This is a genomic window from Paenibacillus segetis (assembly GCF_014639155.1).
GTDB lineage: Bacteria > Bacillota > Bacilli > Paenibacillales > Paenibacillaceae > Fontibacillus > Fontibacillus segetis.
Genome location: NZ_BMFT01000002.1, coordinates 402149 through 423349 on the forward strand (window position 1 = coordinate 402149; position 21201 = coordinate 423349).

General features: G+C 42.9%; 20 protein-coding genes. 15 read left to right on the top strand and 5 right to left on the bottom strand.

Annotated elements, in window-relative coordinates; all coding sequences use genetic code 11:
* Positions 1-42: 42 nt before the first annotated feature.
* The 4 genes from IEW05_RS17985 (at position 43) to IEW05_RS18000 (ending at position 5310) form a co-directional block, all read left to right on the top strand.
* Positions 43-738 carry a response regulator transcription factor gene (locus IEW05_RS17985; protein ID WP_188541229.1) on the top strand — a complete coding sequence of 232 codons (696 nt, stop codon included), beginning with the start codon at positions 43-45 and terminating at the stop codon, positions 736-738.
* Positions 731-1768 carry a sensor histidine kinase gene (locus IEW05_RS17990; protein WP_188541230.1) on the top strand — a complete coding sequence of 346 codons (1038 nt, stop codon included), beginning with the start codon at positions 731-733 and terminating at the stop codon, positions 1766-1768. The genes IEW05_RS17985 and IEW05_RS17990 overlap by 8 nt, the downstream gene beginning before the upstream one ends.
* 316 nt (positions 1769-2084) lie before the next feature.
* Complete coding sequence (locus IEW05_RS17995; protein WP_188541231.1) at positions 2085-2771, top strand: ABC transporter ATP-binding protein; 687 nt, start codon at positions 2085-2087, stop codon at positions 2769-2771.
* Between the two features lie 4 nt (positions 2772-2775).
* Positions 2776-5310 (top strand): ABC transporter permease, encoded by a 2535-nt coding sequence (locus tag IEW05_RS18000; RefSeq protein WP_188541232.1) that lies wholly within the window; start codon positions 2776-2778, stop codon positions 5308-5310.
* A gap of 1 nt (position 5311) precedes the next feature.
* Here the strand turns inward: IEW05_RS18000 and IEW05_RS18005 are convergent, their stop codons facing one another.
* Positions 5312-6526 (bottom strand): MFS transporter, encoded by a 1215-nt coding sequence (locus IEW05_RS18005; RefSeq protein WP_188541233.1) that lies wholly within the window; start codon positions 6524-6526, stop codon positions 5312-5314.
* A gap of 314 nt (positions 6527-6840) precedes the next feature.
* On the opposite strand from IEW05_RS18005, the gene IEW05_RS18010 reads away from it, so the two are divergent.
* Positions 6841-8274, top strand: a complete 1434-nt coding sequence (locus IEW05_RS18010; protein WP_188541234.1) for an FAD-dependent oxidoreductase — start codon at positions 6841-6843, stop codon at positions 8272-8274.
* A gap of 82 nt (positions 8275-8356) precedes the next feature.
* Positions 8357-10666 carry an ATP-dependent DNA helicase gene (locus IEW05_RS18015; protein WP_188541235.1) on the top strand — a complete coding sequence of 770 codons (2310 nt, stop codon included), beginning with the start codon at positions 8357-8359 and terminating at the stop codon, positions 10664-10666.
* Between the two features lie 22 nt (positions 10667-10688).
* On the opposite strand, the gene IEW05_RS18020 is transcribed toward IEW05_RS18015, so the two are convergent.
* On the bottom strand, positions 10689-11717 hold the full coding sequence (locus tag IEW05_RS18020) for an alpha/beta fold hydrolase (RefSeq protein WP_188541236.1): 1029 nt from the start codon (positions 11715-11717) through the stop codon (positions 10689-10691).
* A gap of 54 nt (positions 11718-11771) precedes the next feature.
* The gene (locus IEW05_RS18025; protein WP_194434137.1) at positions 11772-12452 is read right to left on the bottom strand and encodes a TetR/AcrR family transcriptional regulator; all 681 of its coding nucleotides are present in this window, start codon (positions 12450-12452) and stop codon (positions 11772-11774) included.
* 248 nt (positions 12453-12700) lie between these two features.
* On the opposite strand from IEW05_RS18025, the gene IEW05_RS18030 reads away from it, so the two are divergent.
* Positions 12701-13018 (top strand): hypothetical protein, encoded by a 318-nt coding sequence (locus IEW05_RS18030; protein ID WP_188541238.1) that lies wholly within the window; start codon positions 12701-12703, stop codon positions 13016-13018.
* A gap of 97 nt (positions 13019-13115) precedes the next feature.
* Positions 13116-13952, top strand: coding sequence for a DUF2785 domain-containing protein (locus IEW05_RS18035; RefSeq protein ID WP_229753491.1), 837 nt, complete (start codon positions 13116-13118; stop codon positions 13950-13952).
* A gap of 63 nt (positions 13953-14015) precedes the next feature.
* Here the strand turns inward: IEW05_RS18035 and IEW05_RS18040 are convergent, their stop codons facing one another.
* A complete protein-coding gene (locus IEW05_RS18040; RefSeq protein WP_188541239.1) occupies positions 14016-14735 on the bottom strand; it encodes a 3-ketoacyl-ACP reductase in 720 nt (239 codons plus the stop codon).
* 231 nt (positions 14736-14966) lie between these two features.
* On the opposite strand from IEW05_RS18040, the gene IEW05_RS18045 reads away from it, so the two are divergent.
* On the top strand, positions 14967-15719 hold the full coding sequence (locus IEW05_RS18045) for an SDR family NAD(P)-dependent oxidoreductase (protein WP_188541240.1): 753 nt from the start codon (positions 14967-14969) through the stop codon (positions 15717-15719).
* A 77-nt stretch (positions 15720-15796) separates the two neighbouring features.
* On the opposite strand, the gene IEW05_RS18050 is transcribed toward IEW05_RS18045, so the two are convergent.
* Positions 15797-16939: a serine hydrolase domain-containing protein gene (locus tag IEW05_RS18050; RefSeq protein ID WP_188541241.1), complete on the bottom strand. Its 1143-nt coding sequence runs from the start codon at positions 16937-16939 to the stop codon at positions 15797-15799.
* A 241-nt stretch (positions 16940-17180) separates the two neighbouring features.
* On the opposite strand from IEW05_RS18050, the gene IEW05_RS18055 reads away from it, so the two are divergent.
* The 6 genes from IEW05_RS18055 (at position 17181) to IEW05_RS18080 (ending at position 21002) form a co-directional block, all read left to right on the top strand.
* Positions 17181-17624, top strand: a complete 444-nt coding sequence (locus tag IEW05_RS18055; protein ID WP_188541242.1) for a MarR family winged helix-turn-helix transcriptional regulator — start codon at positions 17181-17183, stop codon at positions 17622-17624.
* A 76-nt stretch (positions 17625-17700) separates the two neighbouring features.
* Entirely contained in the window at positions 17701-18435 is a 735-nt protein-coding gene (locus IEW05_RS18060) for a copper homeostasis protein CutC (RefSeq protein WP_188541485.1), read from the top strand.
* 162 nt (positions 18436-18597) lie between these two features.
* On the top strand, positions 18598-18996 hold the full coding sequence (locus IEW05_RS18065; protein WP_188541243.1) for a DoxX family protein: 399 nt from the start codon (positions 18598-18600) through the stop codon (positions 18994-18996).
* 37 nt (positions 18997-19033) lie between these two features.
* Positions 19034-19660, top strand: coding sequence for a nitroreductase family protein (locus tag IEW05_RS18070; protein ID WP_188541244.1), 627 nt, complete (start codon positions 19034-19036; stop codon positions 19658-19660).
* A gap of 71 nt (positions 19661-19731) precedes the next feature.
* Positions 19732-20340 (top strand): alpha/beta hydrolase, encoded by a 609-nt coding sequence (locus IEW05_RS18075; protein ID WP_188541245.1) that lies wholly within the window; start codon positions 19732-19734, stop codon positions 20338-20340.
* A 50-nt stretch (positions 20341-20390) separates the two neighbouring features.
* Positions 20391-21002 (top strand): flavin reductase family protein, encoded by a 612-nt coding sequence (locus IEW05_RS18080; RefSeq protein ID WP_188541246.1) that lies wholly within the window; start codon positions 20391-20393, stop codon positions 21000-21002.
* Positions 21003-21201: the final 199 nt, after the last annotated feature.

Consider the following 21201-nt stretch of genomic DNA (forward strand, 5'->3'; position numbering starts at 1 on the left):
TATAATCAAATGGAATAAGTCTTTCTCAAGGAGTAATCAAAAATGGATACAACTTTACTTATAGTAGAAGACGATATCAGTCTGAATAAGGGGATTGCGCTGACGCTTGCTCAGAACGATATTAAGATAAAACAAGCCTACGATCTGGCAACAGCCGAGGCTCTATTTGCTACGGGCGGGATTGACTTGATCATCCTGGATGTCAATCTTCCTGATGGTAGTGGGCTTGATTTCTGTGAGCAAATACGTCGTGTATCGAAGGTGCCGATTATATTTCTGACCGCAAACGACATGGAATGTGATATTGTAACTGGCTTTGAACTTGGCGGGGATGATTACATTACCAAACCATTCAGTTTGATGGTATTGCGTGCTAGAGTCATGGCGGTATTGCGAAGATCTGATCAATATAACGAGGACAAGCTAATCATTGATCATATGACATTTGATTTTGGCAAGATGGAGTTTCGGAAGAATAATCAAGCAATAACGCTGAGCAAGACAGAACAGAAGTTATTGAAGATGCTTGTAACGAATAAAGGAAATATTCTGACTCGTGAGCAGTTGATGGATAAAATTTGGACCCATGAAGCGGAGTTCGTTGATGAGAATGCCCTGACGGTGACCATTCGACGGTTGCGTGGCAAGATTGAAGACGAGCCATCGGAACCTAAATACATCAAGACTGTCTATGGACTAGGTTATGTATGGGCAATGGGTAGCCATGCGAATGGATAAGGGCAACGAGCATCATTTTAATCGAGTCTATCTGGTATTTGCGTTCCTATTAACGGTGGTGGTAGTTGGCTATACTGGGGTGATATTGTATATAGCTGACATGGATCATCGTATCCTCTGGATTTCTGCCGTGTTCCTGGTACTGATTTTTATTGTCGGAGGAGCGTGGGTGTGGACGCTGAAATACAAAATTACCGGAGTCATTAGGACGCTAGACGATGTGATTGATAGTGCCATCACCGGACAAGGATCAGAACGGGTTACAGGATATACCGAGACCAATATTTCATCCCTTGAGAATAAGTTGATTCGCTATATCGAAGTATCTACGACTCATGATGCGAAGGTAGAAGCTGAGAAGAATAAAATTAAAGAGCTGATATCCGACATCTCGCATCAGACCAAGACACCGCTATCGAACATCGTACTGTATAGTCAGCTTTTGGATGAGCTTCCCCAGTTAGATGAGTCTACCCGAGGGTATGTATTGCAGATCAAGTCGCAATCAGACAAGTTGGATTGGTTGATCCAATCCCTCATCAAGATGTCCAGGCTAGAGACGGGCATCATTTCGATTCATGCCATGATCAATCCCGTGATTGAGAGTATAACCAAGGCGATGTCACAGGTGTATGCCCGTGCGGAACAGAATCAGATTGAAATAAGCATAGCCTGCGATCAAGCGATTACAGCCCGTCACGATATGAAGTGGACTAGCGAAGCTCTGTTCAATATCCTGGAGAACGCAGTTAAATATAGTGCCCCTGGGGGAAACATACATATCTCGGCGCAAGCGAATGAAATGTTCACCCGCATAGATATTTCAGACACGGGTATCGGCATTGAAGAGAGCGAGCTTAACGATATATTCAAGCGTTTCTATAGATGTAAGGCGACATCGCAATATGAAGGCGTGGGCATCGGCTTATTTCTGGCCAGAGAAATCATATCCTCTCAAGGGGGATATATCATGGCCACTTCCACTGTCGGAAAGGGATCGACATTTTCAGTCTATTTGCTGCGGATATAGTTGATTCAGTTGAATGAAAGTAAGCTGATATAGCGGAGAGGGCGAAATGATTCTGAAGAAGCGAAGCGTTCGCCTTTGTCCACGAATTCCAACCTTTCATAATCCAATCAGGGAATTCGGGGACAACAGCGATCGTAAGAACATTTCGTTCTCGAAGCCTAATCACAATGAATAGTTCAACTGATAAAGTTTCGCTACGATTGTGTCAACACTGTTATATTTCAGACATGGTAATGTCAGATTGATTTGATAGATTTAGTCTGTACCTAGCTAAGGGTACGGACTTTTTTTGAATGAGGGAGATGAGATGTAGCATATGACGATATTACAAATCCAAGATTTGAAGAAATATTACGGTAAAGGTGAACATGTCGTAAAGGCGTTAGATGGTATTTCATTAACGGTGGAGAAGGGAGAATTTGTCGCCATCGTTGGCACCAGTGGAAGTGGGAAGAGTACGCTACTCCATATGCTCGGTGGACTTGACCGCGCAACGGAAGGTAAAGTTCACGTGGATGGAAATGATATTTTTGCTATGGATGATGATAAGCTGACGATTTTTAGACGAAGATCGGTAGGGTTTGTGTTTCAGAGCTATAATCTGATCCCGATTCTTAACGTGTATGAGAATATTGTGCTTCCGATTGAGTTAGATGGTGCGAGAATAGATAAAGGCTATGTAAATCAAGTTATTGAAACGTTGGGATTGAAAGAAAAAATAAACAATCTGCCAGCGAATCTGTCCGGGGGACAACAGCAACGGGTAGCGATTGCCAGAGCATTAGCTACGAAGCCTTCCATCGTATTGGCTGATGAGCCAACGGGGAATCTGGACAGCAAGACAAGCCAAGAGGTGCTCATTCTCATGAAACAAATGAGTCAGAAGTTTAATCAGACGATCGTGATGATTACTCATAATGAGGAGATCGCCCAAACCGCTGATCGAGTTATCCGCCTTGAGGACGGTCAAGTCGTAAGCCGTTCCCAAGCTGGCGGGAGGTAAGCTTATGATCACAACAAGCAATAGGCAGACCGTTTCCCGCATTGCTAAGAAAAGTATCAAGGCTAACCGAATGCGTAGCCTTATGATCGTATGTGCCGTGGTGCTCACCACGCTTCTGCTAACTTCGGTGTTTACATTGGCGTTGAGTATTAACAAATCCATGGAATCGGCCAGTATGAAGACGTCAGGAAGTGATTATCATGGTAGCTTCAAATATCTGAACCAAGATGAGGTTCATAAGCTGATTCAGCATCCCTCGATCAAGGAATATAGTAGGGCGACAGTGGTTGGTGATGTTAGTAGTGGTGCATTTAAGTCTAATAGGATAGAAATTAACTATGTAGACGAGAACTATCCTGAACATAGCTTTATACATTTTACGGAAGGTGGTCTGCCTTCAGGCGAGAATGAGATCGCTATGAATACCTGGGAGCTCGATTTACTAGGAGCCCCTCACAAGTTGGGTACCACGGTGAGTCTTGACATCGACATAGATGGCTCTACAGGTGATAAAGTTATATCACAGGATTTTGTCTTATCTGGTTATTTCGAAGCGGATCAATATGTCGCCATGTCAGGTTTGGCTTTTGTATCGGAAGCATTTGTGAAGCAGAATATTGCGGATATCGATCCAGCTCAGTCGAAGGCTAACGGGTCCTATACGAATACGACTAGACTCGAAGTGATGTTTAATAACTCATTGGATATTGAGGGGAAAATACAGAAGGTACTCTCTGATACTGGACTAGATGTACCCTATGGCGTGAATTGGGCCTATTCCAGTGTATCTATATTTGATGATTGGACGAATATCATTCCTTATGTTCTGCTTATCTTAATCATTATGCTGAGCGGATACCTACTCATCTATAATATCTTTCATATTTCTGTTGTCAGGGATATTAAGTTCTATGGGTTAATGAAGACGATTGGGACAACACCGAAGCAGCTTAGGAAGCTCATCTCGATTCAAGCCAATTGGTTATATATTGTCGGATTACCTATTGGGTTGATCTTGGGTTATGGCGTAGGCTACTGGTTAACTCCTATGTTGGCAACCTCTTTTTCAAGTATAGAGATGGAAGCAAGTTATTCCGTCAATCCAATCATTTTCATTGGTGCAGCCTTATTCTCTTATCTGACAGTACGTATCGCGGCTAGCAAACCAGGTAGGACTGCATCAAGAATTTCCCCTGTAGAGGCAGTTAAATATGCCGGAATAAGTGGCAGCAATAGTAGCAAGAAGATCAAGAGATCGCTGGGCGGGGCCAAGCTGTCCAGAATGTCTATGGGCAACTTACTAAGAAACAAGAAAAAGCTGTTTCTGATGCTTGCTTCCTTATCTCTAAGCATTATTTTGTTCAGTATTATCTACACGGTGATTGCTTCATTTGACGTGAATAAATACTTGAACACATTTATATCAGGTGACTTTGTAGTGAAGGAAGAATCCTTTGATCGAAGGGGATCGAGTACTACAGATGAATACATGTTGTCAGAAGAGGTTGCAGATATTTTGAGGACAATTGATGGGGTTGAGAGTTTAGATAAGGTTTATTTTAAATTTAATACACTTCCCATTGATGATACGATTGCGGCGGTACTTGAACCGCTTAGTGCTGCACCGAGTCCTGACCCGTATATTTCATATATTTTGGAAAGTGGGTCAATTCAGCAATATATATATGGTATTGATAAAGGTTGGTATGACGTACTTAAGCAGAGCGATATTTTGGAAGGAACGTTTGACCGTGATAAGTTTGAGTCCGGGGATTATATCATGGTGAGCCAAGCAACGTTGGCTGAGGATGAAGAAGCCAGTTATTATCATCCGGGCGATAAGATTAAGCTAGGTGACAAGGGGAAAAGTTATGAGGTGATGGCGGTATTGAAATCCGAAGCATTGATTGCGGCTGGAACGATGTCTTTTTCATCGGGTGGTAACGTCTATTTCCCTGCTAAAGAGTTGAAATCAACCTTTACTGAATCACAGATTTTGTCTGTCACCCTGCATACAGATCCTGCTAAGTTGGATCAAGTAGACCGTACCGTAAGGGCATTTGCCGATGCTAGTAAGGGACTCACTGTGAGATCTAGGGACGATTATAAGCAGGAATTGGCTGGTTTTATGAATATATTTAAAACAATTGGTTATGGCTTAAGCTTTATTATTGGATTGATCGGGGTACTTAACTATATCAACACCGTTATTACCGGGGTAGTTTCCCGTCGCAATGAGTTTGCGATCTTGGAGAGTATCGGGATGACGAAGAAGCAGATGAAGCGGATGTTGGTATACGAAGGATTTTATAGCATCATGTTCTCAGCTCTTATTGTAGGAACACTAGGGATGTTCCTGACCTATAGCATCGCCAAGACGATATCGGATAATATGGCATTTACTGTGTTCCGCATGAATGTTTGGCCAATTGTTGGCGTTATAGTCATCCTATTTGGCATCGCTTATGTAGTGACGATCATTGCTTATCGAATGCTCTCCAAAGCAACAATCGTCGAAAGATTACGAGAAGCGGAGTAGATTAGGCAACTTTCTTGGCTGGTTTCTGCTCGTTAACATACAAGGCTATAGCTAGAACTAAGCCGACTGCTACGAGTAGGGAGCCCATCCATGGTAGCGACGAGAGGCCCATATGTGTGATGATCCAGCCACCGAGAAAAGCTCCAGCGGCATTACCAAGATTTCCTGCCGAATGGTTCGAGGTGGATGCTAGCGCAGGTGCTTCTTGTGCCAGATTCATAATTCGCACCTGTAGTCCTGGCATAACCGCAAAGGAGGCAGCTCCCCATAGGAAGATGGTGATGACTGCAGCGATAGGGTTGTGAACGGTGAATGTAAAAATAGCGAGTATAACACTAATCGTCAAATACAGTCCTAGAATGGTAGGCATCAGCTTCCAGTCGGCCAGCTTACCGCCAACGATGTTACCCATAGTTACACCACAACCGAATAATACTAAGATCCAGGTGACACTATGTTCTGCAAATCCGGTAATCTGTTCGAGCATAGGAGTGATGTAGGTAAATACGGTGAATAAGCCTGCATTACCTAGGGCCCCGATGAGCAGCACCAGTAACAGTTTGGATTGAGCTAGCGCTTTTATCTGTTTAACCAGACTGGATCCTTCTTCCTGTCTAATATGAGGAATGAACACAAGGATGCCAAAGAATGCGATAACGCCCATTATCGCAATTGCGCCAAAAGAGGCTCTCCAACCTAAATTTTGACCGATGAATGTGCCAATAGGAACACCGATAATATTAGCAATAGTTAGTCCAGCCATCATGATCGAGACGGCTCCAGCCCTTTTGTCTGGACGTACAAGATTGGAGGCAATGACCGCCCCAACGCCAAAGAATGTCCCATGAGTAAGCGCGGTAATCATGCGAGCTCCCATCAGAATCGTGTAATTGGGAGCAATAACAGCAATCCCGTTGCCGATTACAAACAGGATCATAAGGAGACAAAGTAACATTTTTTGCGGGAGTCGATGGGTTAAGATCGTTAGAATGGGTGCACCGACGGCTACTCCCAGCGCATAGGTAGTAATTAATTGCCCTGCTTGGGAAATGGATACATGCAAATCCTCCGCAACGTTCGGGAGAATACCCATAATGACGAATTCAGTCATACCGATGGCGAAAGCGCCTAAGGTAAGGGATAGAATAGAAATCGGGAAGGATGGTCTGGCGCGTGGCACCTGACTTTTTCCTTGAATGGTCTGAGATGAGTTCATGTTGTGGGTTCAACCTTTCTTTGTCTACTGTAAAAAAGTAAGTCCAAGTAACTATTATTAAATTTTACTGAGATATTATCAAGAGAAAATAAATGCGAACTAAAATAAAGATGGCCTTGCTTCTTTCAGCAAGGACCATCTTTTTATTGATTATAGTGAAATTATAAGTCCTATCCGTTCACGTCAACACCTTTTAAGCGACATTTATAACAGTTAAATTTTTCTGGATAAATTAGCTTATAAATGGATTTGTTTGATTAATAAGGTGTTTCATGTAAATAGTGATTGTACGAGGAGTGAGACAATACAACGTTATGAAAAAGTTAAAGGTAAATCTACCATCTGTAATTTTACTAATTATTTTGACACTAATCGCTCAGTTATTTAGTTCAGTTTCTTTCCCTAAGATAACCAGAGCCCAAGCCTTGAAGTATGATGTCGTCGTGATTGGAAGCGAGATTCAAGGGGTATTGCTTGCTAAGGCAGCCCGCGACCTGGGATTGAATGTGATCATTCTCGATCCACGCACGAAGCCCGGCGGTGAATTGATTCAAGGGGAGATGCTAGTTCTTGATAAACCCAATGACAAACAGGGCAGAAGTCTAGTTCAAGGTGAATTTAAGAAGCTGTTCAACGGTTATGAGAACGGGACGATCCGTAAAGCGGTGGATTTTGAGCGTTATTACCAGAAGATGATCAAAGGTATACCGATGAAGAGTGGGATCGTAATTGATGATATCGATATCGCCGCAATCAAGAAGGATAAGTCGGTGAAGTCTTTAACCTATCATACAAAGGACGGAACTAAATTTACGATTCAAGCGGAGTACTGGGTCGAGAATACCGATTTTAATGCATTGACGGGGAAGCTTGATGTACAGCGGATTCCAGGAATGGAGAGTCTATACAAAGGCAAAAAGCCAGATTATATGACAGCGACCTTTATGCTTAAATTCAAGAATATCGATTGGGCAAAGTTGCATCAGTCTACAATTGACGAGTATCCACTTGCTAATTTGGAGAAGAAATACGGACCGAATACATATGTAGATTGGAATTATGCCACAGGGTATAGCAATTTGATGAATACTTATAAATCACAAGATCGCCAGCTTAAGCTGCGAGGGCTTAACTGCACGAATCAAAAGGATGGGGAAGTGATCATCAACGCGTTGTTGATTTATGATGTAGATCCTTCTGATCCTAAGTCAGTTCAATCTGCGATTAGTAAAGGCAAGGCAGAAGCGCCATATATTCAAAAATTTTTGCGTAAAACGATTCCTGGATTTGCGAAGGCTGAGCTAAACGGATTTCCTGAATACCTGTATATTCGGGATTACAATCGGTTCGAGACGGAATATGTATTGGATTACCCAGATGTGATGTCGAGCAAGATGTTCTGGGATAACGTCAGTGTGGGTGGTTATCCCGTAGATTTACAAGGCACGAGGGCTATGCCGCTGGGAATGGGGTTCGGAAAGCCAGATCGATATGGTATTCCGTTACGCTCTTTTACATTGAAGTCTTATGATAATGTTCTTGTGGCAGGAAAAAATATTGGTGCGACCATCAAAGCTTATGGTAGTGCGCGTATCATGTCTACAACAGCATTAGCTGCCCAGACAATAGGAATTATTCTGGGACGTGAGCTGAAACAGAACAAGCGGTTAAATGAACTGACGAAAGAGGATTTCAAGCGTATCCATAAATACTTGAAGAAGGATTATGGAATCTCAATAGCTCAGTAATATATTTATCGGGGGATCCCATGGTATACTAATAGAACGAATGTTCTATAATTTAAGTATATTGAATCGGTAGGTGGATCGTATGGGCGACCCGATAAAGATTGCAGTGAGACCGCTAGTAGAGTATGTGTATAGCAGTGGGAGTTTAGAGAGTGGATTCCGTAGTACCGGGACCATGGTTGAGGGAACAAGAGCGCATCAACAGGTGCAGAAACAATACAGTGAATTAGATCAGAGCGAAGTGTATTTATCGGTGGAGATTCCCTACGGGGATCTCCTCTTTGTCATAGATGGGCGTTGTGATGGACTTTTGCTCTCGGAAGATGGGACCTATACGATTGATGAGATCAAGTCGACGGCAGCAGACATCGGATTGATCACGGAAGAGTCGTATCCCGTGCACTGGGCGCAGGCCAAGTGTTACGCCTATATGTATGCTAAAGAACATGGAATTCCCGCAATGAGCATTCAATTAACTTATGTGGATCTCGATCTAGCAGAGCAGAAGTCGTTTGTGCAAAAATTAGACTTTGCTGAGCTAGAACAATTCATCTTTGAAATCGTGAAACACTATGCTCCTTATGCAGAGATGTTACAGGGCCATCGGACCAAGCGAAACCAAAGTATTCAGGGGCTCGGATTTCCATTTCCGGGATATCGGGCGGGTCAGCGAAAGCTGGCTGGATCGGTCTATAAGACGATCGAAGAGGGGGTTAGTCTGTTTGCCAAGGCTCCTACAGGAATTGGGAAGACGATATCTACCACTTTTCCGACACTTAAAGCGATAGGTCAGGGCCTGTTGGAACGGATGTTTTATTTGACTGCTCGTACGACTACTCGGACTGCTGCGGAAGAGGCTTTTGCCTTGATGCAGTCCAAGGGACTTCATCTACATACCGTGACCCTTACGGCGAAGGAGAAAATCTGCTTCCAAGAGAAGGTTAGCTGCCGTAAAGAAGACTGCATCTACGCGGATGGCTATTACGACCGGATTAACGGAGCTGTGCTCGACATCCTGTCCAATGAAACACAAATGAACCGGGAAGTCATCGAGCAGTATGCCCGCAAGCATCGGGTATGTCCGTTTGAGTTCTCGCTGGATATCTCGTATGCATCCGATGCTATTATTTGCGATTACAATTATATTTTTGACCCGCGTATTTCTCTAAAAAGAATGTTCGCAGAGCAGAAAAGTCAAACCTCGTTACTGGTGGATGAGGCTCATAACTTAGTGGATCGGGCAAGAGAGATGTTCTCTAGCACTTTAAATAAACTCAGCTTTCTTGAGCTGAAGCAGGAATATAAAGAGGTTAACAATGGAATATATGATGTGACCAAAGCGCTTAACGACCATTTCATTAAGCTTCGTAAACAAGCGGAAGAAGGACCTCTCATTCTTAAGGAACCACCCGCGGATTTCATTATGTTGGTGGAGTCCTTTGTCTTATTAGCTGAGCAGGAATTGGCTTCTACCGGTCTTACTGAGCAGAATCCACTGTTGTTGGAGACTTATTTTGCAGCCCAGAACTTTGTGAGAATTAGCAAGCTATATGATGAACGGTATGTAACGTATGTGGAAGTGATTCAGCAGGAAGTAACGATCAAGATGTTTTGTCTGGACCCTTCATATTTACTGGGAGAAGTGGGTAAGAGCTTCCGTTCGCACATTTATTTCTCGGCTACTTTATCACCGCTGGGCTATTATCGCGATATGCTAGGGGCTGATGAGGAGGATTATAGTCTATCGATTCCTTCGCCCTTCAGTCCAGAGCAATTGGACGTGCACCTGGAACCTTTATCAACACGTTATCTTGATCGGGAAGCAACCAAAAGTCGGTTGTCGCAATTATTAATGGAGCTGACGGCAAATCGGAAGGGAAACTATTTATTTTTCTTCCCGTCGTATGCGTATATGAATCAGATTTATGATGCTTTTATGGCGAAAGAACCCGACGCAAGGGTGTTGTTACAGCGTGGGAATTTATCGGAAGAGGAACGTGATGGGTTTCTGTCCGCCTTCGATGCGGATAACCGGAGAACTCTCATTGGATTTGCTGTGATGGGGGGGATCTTCTCCGAAGGGGTCGACCTGGTAGGTGATCGGTTGACAGGGGTAGTTGTAGTTGGTGTTGGATTACCTCAAATCGGTTTAGAGCGCAATATTATTAGGGATTATTTTAACGAGGTAGGTAAGGATGGATTTGACTATGCTTATGTTTATCCTGGGATGAATAAGGTGTTGCAAGCCGGAGGTAGGCTCATCCGCTCTGAAACTGATCGTGGTGTAATCGTACTAGTAGATGACCGCTATCTCCAGCCGCATTATGCAGCACTGCTACCGGCGGAATGGCGTGACCGCATGGTGGTTGGAAAGGGAGTACGAGATAGGTAAATAGAAGGAGATGCTTCTATACTCAGTTGCTCAAATGCTTGAGCTTAATGATTTCTTTCTCGATTGCTCTAGCATCATCGGGATGAAACATATGCGATGAATGCTCCATCCATATGAGTTGCTTGCCTGCGGGAGCTTCGAGCGATTGATAATATCGTTCAAGCAACTCTCCATAAACTTGGAGATCCTTGGTCCCATGAATGAAAGTGACTGGAATTTCAACTTGCGTGATCGACTTTTCGTAATTAATCGTTGCAAAATCCTCGATCATCGCTTGTGTGTAGTTGGCTTTGAAGCCTTTGAACGTATTCATGGTATTCTTGATGGAGTAATCAGGGGAACGCATAAGAATGCTGAGGGCTAGCTTCATGCCTGGAAACTTAACTTGATCATCTGAGTAAATCATAGCGTTGTACTTACCGAGCCATATTCTTAACGTTGTCCATTGCTCCACACTCGTTACAAAAGGTGGTTCTCCACAGCTCGTTAACTCCCGGATTGCTTTTTGGTTGTTGGCCAATATGGCTTTATCTAAGGCCCACCGCAAACATAAAGCGTCATTCTCTGCCCAATTAATCACTTGTGAAATGCCGATATAAGCGTAGAAATCAGTAGGGTTCTCATGCGCCAATCGTAGGCCAAGAATGCTTCCCCATGAGTGACCAGCGATGAATATTTTATTTTTCTGGAACTGATTCTTGAGATAGTGGACGACCTCTTTGGCATCCGCTATAAATTGAGCAATGTTAAACGTGTCTTCAGGAATATGACGAGAGTATGATTTGCCGGCACCTCTTTGATCCCAGAATACAAGAGTAAAATGCTTGACTAGGTCTTTGGTTGTTGTCGCTAGCGCATAATCCCTGGAGCGATTGGATACGCCCGGCAGAGGTAGACCGGGCCCCCCGTGTAGCATCAGCAAGATTGGATTGTTTACATCCTCCGATTGGATTAACATGTATTGCTGTATACCACCAATAACAAGCTGTTCGACTTTGCTGATCCCGGTGGGGGGGACAACAAAGTCTTTTTTAGCCCAATAAACTCCCATATCACATTCTCCTCTGCAATAAATTCCACTGGGCCGACGGCAAAATACCCTTCTCTAACTAGTTGAATAATTTTGAAAGAATCGATGAATATGGTTGTTCATGCGTTTCTCAAGTAGGCTCGTATCCTTGTGATCACATTTCAGAATCTGATATTCGATCATCATCGCAAATACGGGATATTGATAAACTGCGGCTAAATCGGCAGGATCCAGGGGTTTCATTTTGCCCATGTGGATGAGTTTTTGAAATACCTGTTCCACGAAAAGCAGCGTATTGTTACTGATATCGTCCAGATAAATATTTCTAGCGCGGACATCACGAAACTGTTCGATCTGAACAATTCGCCACATTTTTTCAATTGTGGGGTTGTTGTAGCTCATCTTAAATAAAGTGAACCCCTGCTGCATGAATGCCTCCGGTTCCATCTTCGTAAGCAATTCATCTAAGATCTCCATGGAGGGTAGAATCCGCGAGAATTCCAATCGGTAGTTGGTATAGATGGTTTCGATGATTTCATCTTTAGTGCGAAAATGATTATACAAGGAGCTCTCCTTGATCCCAACATTACGTGTGATTTCTCGAATAGAGACGGCACTATAACCAGCGTTAGAAAAGAGCTCGATACATGTATGAAGAATGGAGATCTTGGTTGTGTTCTTCATAGGATTATTGTGGATATCTACAAAAGTATGCGGAGTTAGCGGTAGGTTCATATCATATACCTCAGTGTTCATAATTTTTTCCAATGTAGTTATTGTAACTAACGTTCGTTAGTATGTAAATAAGTAATTATCAAAGTAAAAGGAATAAGCCAAATTGCACTGATAAATATGATCGGAAATGATCCAAGGACTGATATGGAAGGTACACGGAGAGTTGAAATAAATGAGTAAAATATTACAAAAAATGAATAAATATTATGTCCTAAATCTGGGATGTTTGTTATACTATTTAGGATAATATACCCAAAGGAGAGATGAGTTTGACAAATTCTAGAGTAATGAAGTGGATCACGGGTTCATTAGAAATCGTCTTAGCCATTCCGCTTTTCGGAGCAGCCATTGTAATAGGGAGCTTTTATACGGCCCTAGGAATTATGTTAATCCTACATATTGTAACGTTAGTTCTTTCTTCACAGAATAATGAACCAAAATACGGATCGGTGATTGGAATCGTGACTTCATTGGTCGCTTGGGTTCCAATTGTAGGCTGGATTCTACACTTGCTATCCGGTATCTTCTTGATGGTAACAGCTGCTAAGAAGGCAAAAAGTAACGCACCACATACGTTTCAAGCGTAAAATTTCCGAACGAGTCTAGTACATAGAAGGGGCTTTCTCAAAAGGATTTTTTTGGGAAGGCCCCTTTATTCTATAGTCATAATGGGGAAGAGGTAAGATGGTGACAAGAGAGCAACTAATGATTGACCTGCAAAGAATAGAGGACAATGATTATCACCTTAATGAAGGTGAAGTCGCATGGGATTACATCACTTGGATGCTCCAATATATCGGAGACCCTCAGCCGGAATTACGCGACAATCTGATCTATGCTACTTTTGCTGAATGGATCAGTGGACGGAAGTTATTTAATGAAAATGAGCTGCGCGAGATTTTATCTACTATCCTCGATGATGAACATCTGTTTTATCATTTGGGTAGCGAGGAAGATCAGAGTGTATTTACAAGAACATTCTCTGTACTTGTTGTGGTGTTGATATTGCAGCGGCATAGGGAGCAGTCTTTTCTGACTCTAGCAGAATTCACCCATTTGAAGAAAAACTTGATTCGATACTATGTTGAAGAGATGGATTTACGAGGTTATGTAACCGAGGGCGGTTGGGCCCATGCTGCAGCCCATGGAGCGGATGCCCTGGAAGAATTAGTGCAATGCAGCGAGAGTGATCAAGACGTACAACTGGAAGTACTAGCAGCAATTCAGCGAATGTTGTATAACGGGGATTATGTATTTAGTGATGATGAGGATGACCGTATTGCCAGTATTGTGGTTACGATAATTGAACAGGAACTATTATCGCCTTCATTGATTGCTGCGTGGTTTGGTCAATTGGAGCAATGTTGTGACTGGCCGCGGAGCCGTAGTATGTATAAAACCCGAACAAATACAAAAAATTTCCTGCGAAGTCTTTATTTTAGATTGCTTCATCATCAGCGTGGAGCGGATCTGATGGAATCTATAATTACAACAGAAAGAAAGTTAAATAGATTCGCTTAACAAAGCTGTTATAAGAAGAACCCTCGCTCAAACAGCGAGGGTTCTATACGTTATGGCATGTTCCTATTGGGGGTTAGTTGTCCAGATACCCGCCGTTTTAACAAATACTCGTGCTGGTAGTTTCAAGGTAGCCAAAGCGAGTTCCGCAACATCTTCTGGTTGCATCATCCGGTCTTCATCACCTATCTTCAATCCGGCATTTTGTGCTAATTCAGTAGCTACTGTGCTAGGTGTAAGAGCAACGACCCGAATGTTCGATTTGCGTACTTCTTGCAATAGAGATTCAGTTAGGCCAAGCACGGCGAATTTAGATGCACAATAGGCGGAACCTGTAGCAAATCCACGCTCTCCGGCAGTTGATGCGACATTGATAATATCTCCGCTATTTTGCTTCAGCATGAACGGAAGTGCTGCGCGGGTGATATAGTAAGTACCCATCAGATTCACTTGAATGATTCGTTCCCAAGTACTTTGCTCCATGTCTACGAGAGTACCAAATTCGGCGATTCCCGCATTGTTAATCAGAATATCGATAGATCCGAGTTGCGCTTGGAGTTTCAAGACGGCAGCCTCAGCCTCTTGTTGATTGGAGATATCCGCCGTAGCAATATGTACGTCTACGGAGTGTTCTGTCTTTAAGGAATTTTGCAGTGATTCAAGATCAGCAGCTGTTCGTGCAATGAGTCCGAGATTCACGCCTTCTTTTGCCAAAGCAATCGCGATTGATTTGCCAATGCCTTTACCTGCCCCCGTAATGATGGCTGTTTTATTAGTAAGTTGCATGTTTGATCTCCTCCACATTGATTTTCTATAGTGTACATGTTCATTTTATATTATATACGGGGTAATAGTAAGGGTAGCGGAAGTTATGTAATAAAATGGACAAACGAAAAATTAATTAATGTATGCATTAGAGGGCAAATTAGGTAAAAGGCTTGTGCCAACAGAAAATAAGGTGTATGGTACTCAATGTGATTTTTATCATAGTGACTTTTATCATAAGGAGGGATTCACTTGAAAAGATTAGAAAACAAAGTAGCTATTATTACTGGTGCAGCTGGAGGAATGGGTAAAGCCGATGCGCTTTTATTTGCGGAAGAGGGAGCAAAGCTTATCCTAACAGATATTCAGGAAGATAAGATAAAGGCAGTTGCACAGGAGATTGCAGATAACGGCGGAGAAGCAATTGGTTTGGCTCACAATGTAACTTCAGAAGAAGACTGGAAACGTGTGGTAGATGAAGCTGTTGCTACTTTTGGCAAAGTAGATATTCTTGTTAACAATGCAGGCATTTCAAGTGCAACTCCGTTTCTTGAAACGGATGTTGAGCTATGGAATAAGGTTATGAACATCAACCTGACAAGTGTTTTTCTAGGTCAAAAAGAGGTCATCCCTCATATGATCAAACAAGGTGGAGGATCCATCGTGAACATCTCTTCGATCGCTGGATTAACAGGTGGGAGCGGGACAGGACCTTATACTGCAAGTAAAGGCGCAGTTCGGATGCTTACCAAAGCAACGGCTGTGGATTATGCTAAACATAACATTCGGGCAAATTCTGTGCATCCAGGCTTCATCAGAACGCCGATGACGACCGAAATGATGAACGATGAAAAAATGAAGGGTTGGTTCTTGTCAATGACACCTCTTCCACGTCTTGGCGAAGCTGAAGATATTGCAAAAGGTGTTTTATTCTTGGCTTCAGATGAATCTTCCTATATTACGGGCATCGAGCTTCCAATTGACGGCGGATATGCTGCGAAATAAATAACTGTAAATATTCTTAAAATAAAGTGCACCCCGCAGAAGACTCACAGGGTGCACTTTAAAATTTAATGTCCTATTTACAATAAACTTGACCATATGATCTGCTTGGTACCCAGTACGGAGAGAGGTACCCACGAATAAGGGGATGGTACAAAGAAGACGACTACCATTTGCTCTGCAGGGTCAACAAATAAGGCTGAACGACCGGCCCCCTCTAATTGATACGTACCCACTGATTCAAAAGACATATGATCGATAGCGAGGTCGAAGCCGAGTGCTTGGCCTTTGTCTTTAATTTTTCCACCCCAATGGTAGGCAGGGACATTGAACAGATGACGACGTGTTAATAAATCGACTGTCTTGCGTCCTAGAATTCGCTGCCCTTCGAAAGTGCCGCCATTCAAGAGCATTTGTCCGAACTTCCATAAATCAAATAAAGTAGAATGAAGTCCGCTATCAGATCTCGGAGGTCTGCCGTTTTGTTCCTGCGGATTTAAAAGCGAACCCAGTTCATGCTCATCCACTATAAGTACTTCAGCGTGCAACTCTTGTGGGATATCGAAGTAAGTTCGACTCATACCTAATGGAAGAAGAATATGCTCAGTAATATATTGTTCATATGGTACACCTGATACTCGAGCAATGATTTCCCCAAGTAATGCATAGCCGACTGTTGAATAATTGTAAGCTGTACCCGGCTCGCATACCAAGGTACCTTGTAACACTTTGCGAATCCAATTGTCAAAGCCTTGTGCTCCCCACCATTCTCGTGGATAAGGCTCATTGAAATAACCAGATACAGGCATGATGCCAGATGTATGCGTTAATAAGTGGAAGATTGTAATATCTTGATGCGTCGAGTTATTAAATTCGTCCAGAATCGTAACCACTGGCTGATCCAAATAAAGTTTACCATCCTCGATTAATTTACCTATCGCAACATTCGTGAATGATTTGGTTAAGGAAGACAATTTACGTATGGAATCTGGTTGTAAATCACCACGTTCTTGCGTACCGTCTAGCTTACCCATTGAATTCCATACAGCAATTTTCCCATGACGTGCAACAAGATAACTGGCGGCTTGAATCTCACCACGTTCCATTAGTCCATAGAAGTGAGCTTTCAATTTGTTTAATTGCTCAGAACAGAGCCCTACCTCCTCTGGAGCAATATCTATAGCCCCTTTGTAAATACGAACGCCATCAGGAATCTCATTCATGAATCTCCCTCGCCTTCCTTAAAATAGGAATAATGGGGATATTCTAACGAATGGACCTCATGTTGTCTATAAGCGGGACGGAAATTCGTTAGAATGTATAATAAATCGTTTGTTTGTATCACAATATATCAATGAATAACGGAGTTCGTTAAATATTGTTGACTTCTAGCTACAAATAAAGTATCTTAATATTAAGATATTACACATAAAGATAATACAAAATATAGGAGGTGCAATCAACATGGACCAAGCTAAGAATGATTCCTTAGATCTCTACGTTGCATTGACTAGAGCAACCCAATGGCTGAATGCCCATACCGATAAGGATATCAGGAAATATGGTTTAACTCGGACTGAGTTTGGCGTTCTCGAACTGTTATATCATAAAGGTTCGCAGCCTATACAACAAATCTGCGGTAAGGTTCTAATGAGTAGTGGGAACATCACCTACGTTATTGATAAGCTGGAGAAGAAGGGCTTCGTTAGTCGCCGGGCTTCGACCGAAGACAGACGTCTTATATATGCAGAGATAACGGAACCGGGAAGTCAATTTATCGAAGAAGTGTTTCCAAAGCATACCGCAGTAATCGAGCAGGCGATGGCTGGGCTTTCTGCAGAAGAGAAAGTTGTGGCGGCACAGCTCATGAAGAAGTTGGGTAAGTTTGCTCAGTGTGGTTTTAAGTAGCAATCCATATTTAAGGGATAATAGGAGTAGCGCATTCGGTTGGAGATTTCATAATTCAGGGGGTTTCTGTTAGATGGTGAAGCTTGAGGTTATTGCAACTTGTGTAGAAGATGCATTACTGGCAGAAGAATGCGGTGCGGATCGACTTGAATTGATTACCGCGATTACTGAAGGTGGTTTGACTCCTAGTATTGGAATGATCCAGCAGGTCGTGGATGCAGTTCAGATCCCAGTCAATGTTATGGTGCGACCGCATAGTCGGTCTTTTGTATATGGACAGCATGATATTGCTACGATGGCAGTTGATATTGAGGAAATTGCTAAAGTAGGTGCAGCAGGAATTGTTATTGGTGCTTTAACGGCGGATGGAGATATTGATGTTGCGTTATTGGATCAACTACTCCCCCTTGCCGGGAAGATGGATGTCACTTTTCATCGTGCTTTTGATGAATTGGACAATAGGCCCGCCGGACTGGAGACACTTATGTCTTACCCGCAAATATCGCGTGTCCTTACCTCTGGTGGACTCAAGCCAGCACCACAAGCAGTAGCAGAAATTCAGCAACTCGTTGGCATCACCCGGGACAGGGGAAGAGGTTTCTTATCCAACTCTGCCCGAACCCGCGAGAATACATTTCAAATTCTTGCAGGTCATGGTCTCACAATCGAAGGGATTGAAGCCTTTATCGCAGCAACTGGAGTTACCGAAGTGCATTTTGGTTCCGCTGTGCGCTTGGATAGCTCAGCTCTTGCACCGATAGATCCGGTTCGATTGAAGGCTTTGGCTACTAAAATTCATAGCATAGGCTAATGGCCATCTACATCCACATCGTTATTTAGAAAAAAAGAATACCTCAAGTAGTTATAATCTATTTTTTGTGGAGATAACTACTTACTTTTTAGGCAATATCTTAACATAGAGATTCTTAATATAAATATAAAATACAAAAAAACCTAAAGGAGCAATTATAAAGTGAGTATAGCATTAGGATTATTAATTATTCGATTGGTCGTAGGTTTAACGTTTGTAGGACATGGCGCACAGAAGTTATTTGGATGGTTCGGAGGATACGGTCCAAAAGGAACGGGGAGTTGGATGGAGTCCATTGGAATTAAGCCTGGGATTCTGATGGCAGTCATGGCTGGCCTTTCAGAATTGATCGGAGGGTTACTCTTCACATTAGGATTGTTTACTCCGATTGCAGCTGCCTTAATCGTTATTACGATGTTGGTCGCGATTGTTACAGTGCATGGAAAAAACGGCTTTTGGTCCACTGGTAACGGGTATGAATTTAACTTGATCGTCATCGCGCTCGCTGTAGGAGTTGCACTGATCGGTGGCGGAGATTACTCTATAGACGCTATTATGTAACTATAACTTAGACTAATCAACCTGGGAGGAACACTACATGAACGAATTTACTACACTACTGAAATCGCGCAGATCAGCAAATAAATTTATTACTGGAGTTACTATTGAAGACAAGGAACTGGATGAAATTTTTCAGCTTGCGAAGTTTGTCCCATCAGCCTTCAATTTGCAGCATGCCCACTACGTCGTTGTTAAAGATCCTGAGCAGAAGAAAAAGGTGTACGAAGCAGCAAACAAACAATATAAGATTGAAACAGCTTCAGCTGTAGTTGCGGTTCTGGGTAATAAAGAAGCATATAAGGATGTCGCAAAAATTAATGAAGGTATGCTCAATTTGGGTATCCTAAGTAAACAAGAATACGATATGACCGTATCCAGTGTACTGGAATTTTATGAAACTCGGGGGGAGTCATTCCAGCGTGATGAAGCGATTCGCAATGCTAGCTTGTCGGCAATGGGGATGATGTTGATTGCTAAGGATAAGGGATGGGATACCTGTCCGATGATTGGGTTTGACCCACAGGCGCTGAGTGAAATTCTGCAGATCCCTGATTCCTATGTACCAGCCATGTTAATTGCAATTGGAAAAGAGGACACATCAAGTCAGCGACCACGTGGATACCGCAAACCTGTTGCCGAATTCGTCAGTTACGACAAGTTTTAATAAGTACATCGCCAAATAATATAGAAGATAATATAGTCCCGTTTAAGTACGGGTGTTGGAGGAGATTAATAATGAAGCATATTTTTCAAAAAGGAACCGATCTAAATGCGCCGGTGTTACTTCTGTTACATGGTACTGGAGGGACGGAAAACGATCTATTACCGTTAGCTGACATCATATCACCGGGATCTTCCGTACTGAGCGTTAGAGGTAATGTGCTGGAGAATGGGATGCCACGATTTTTCCGCCGACTGTCAGCAGGGGTATTTGATGAGGAGGATTTGATCTTCCGTACGCAAGAATTAAATGATTTTCTGACCCAGGCGGCAGCTGAATATGAATTCGACCGTAATCAGTTGGTAGCCGTAGGTTACTCTAACGGCGCTAATATCGCAGCAAGTCTTCTATTCCATCATCCAAATGCGCTCCGTGGAGCCATTCTACATCATCCTATGGTGCCACGTCGGGGGATTGAACTGCCCGATCTCACCGGGATTCCTGTCTTTATTGGCGCAGGAAGTAACGACAACATGTGCCCTCCTGATGAAACCAAAGCTTTGGACGAAATTTTGACCGGAGCGGGAGCGACAGTAACCGTTCATTGGGAGAACCATGGTCATCAATTAACCTCCACTGAGGTTGCTGCTGCTGGGACTTGGTATCAACAAATTTTTGCTTAACAATAGATCAGCCCATCTAACAATCAACTACTGGTAAGGAGAGATGTACCATGTTATCCATTGATCCGAATAATCAGAGTGAACGAGATAATTATAAGCTGTTAATCGGGAGTATCATCCCTAGGCCTATAGCGATGGTAACAACAGTATCTAATAGTGGGGTATTGAATGCCGCCCCATTTAGTTATTTTAATATCGTAACGGCAAATCCCCCTCTGATATCGGTTTCTGTACAAAGGAAACAAGGAGCTCTCAAGGATACCTCAAGAAATGCCATCGAATCGGGTGCCTTTGTTGTACACATATCGGATGAATCCTACATTCAGGGGATTAACACCACCGCAGCCAACTTAGCCCCGGACGAGAGCGAGGTTATGTTAGCTGGACTTACTCCGATTGCGAGTGAAGTGATTAGCGTACCTGGTCTTGCCGAGGCTAAAATAAGAATGGAATGCCTGCTGGAGCAAGCTATTCCGCTTGGTGGGACGGAGGATGCACCTGCTACCGATTTACTTATCGGCCGTGTTGTACGATTCCATGTGGATGAGTCCTTGTATCACAACGGGCATATCGACCCGGAAAAGTTACAGCCGGTGAGCCGGCTTGCAGGGGCAAACTACTCCAAGCTTGGTGAGATATTCTCGATTGAACGCCCAGAATGATTCACGAGCGAACTTGGATGAAATAAAGACCATTTCTTTCTCCTAGAGGAGAGAGGAATGGTCTCTATTTATTTTCGGGAGTAGTCAATACGATAGTTGCATGAAGTACAACTATTTCTGGTGGAGGTCGGCCAAATCCATCTTTTTAGACAAAAAATATTCAGTTCTGGACCTGATTTAATTAGCAACTAACAACCAG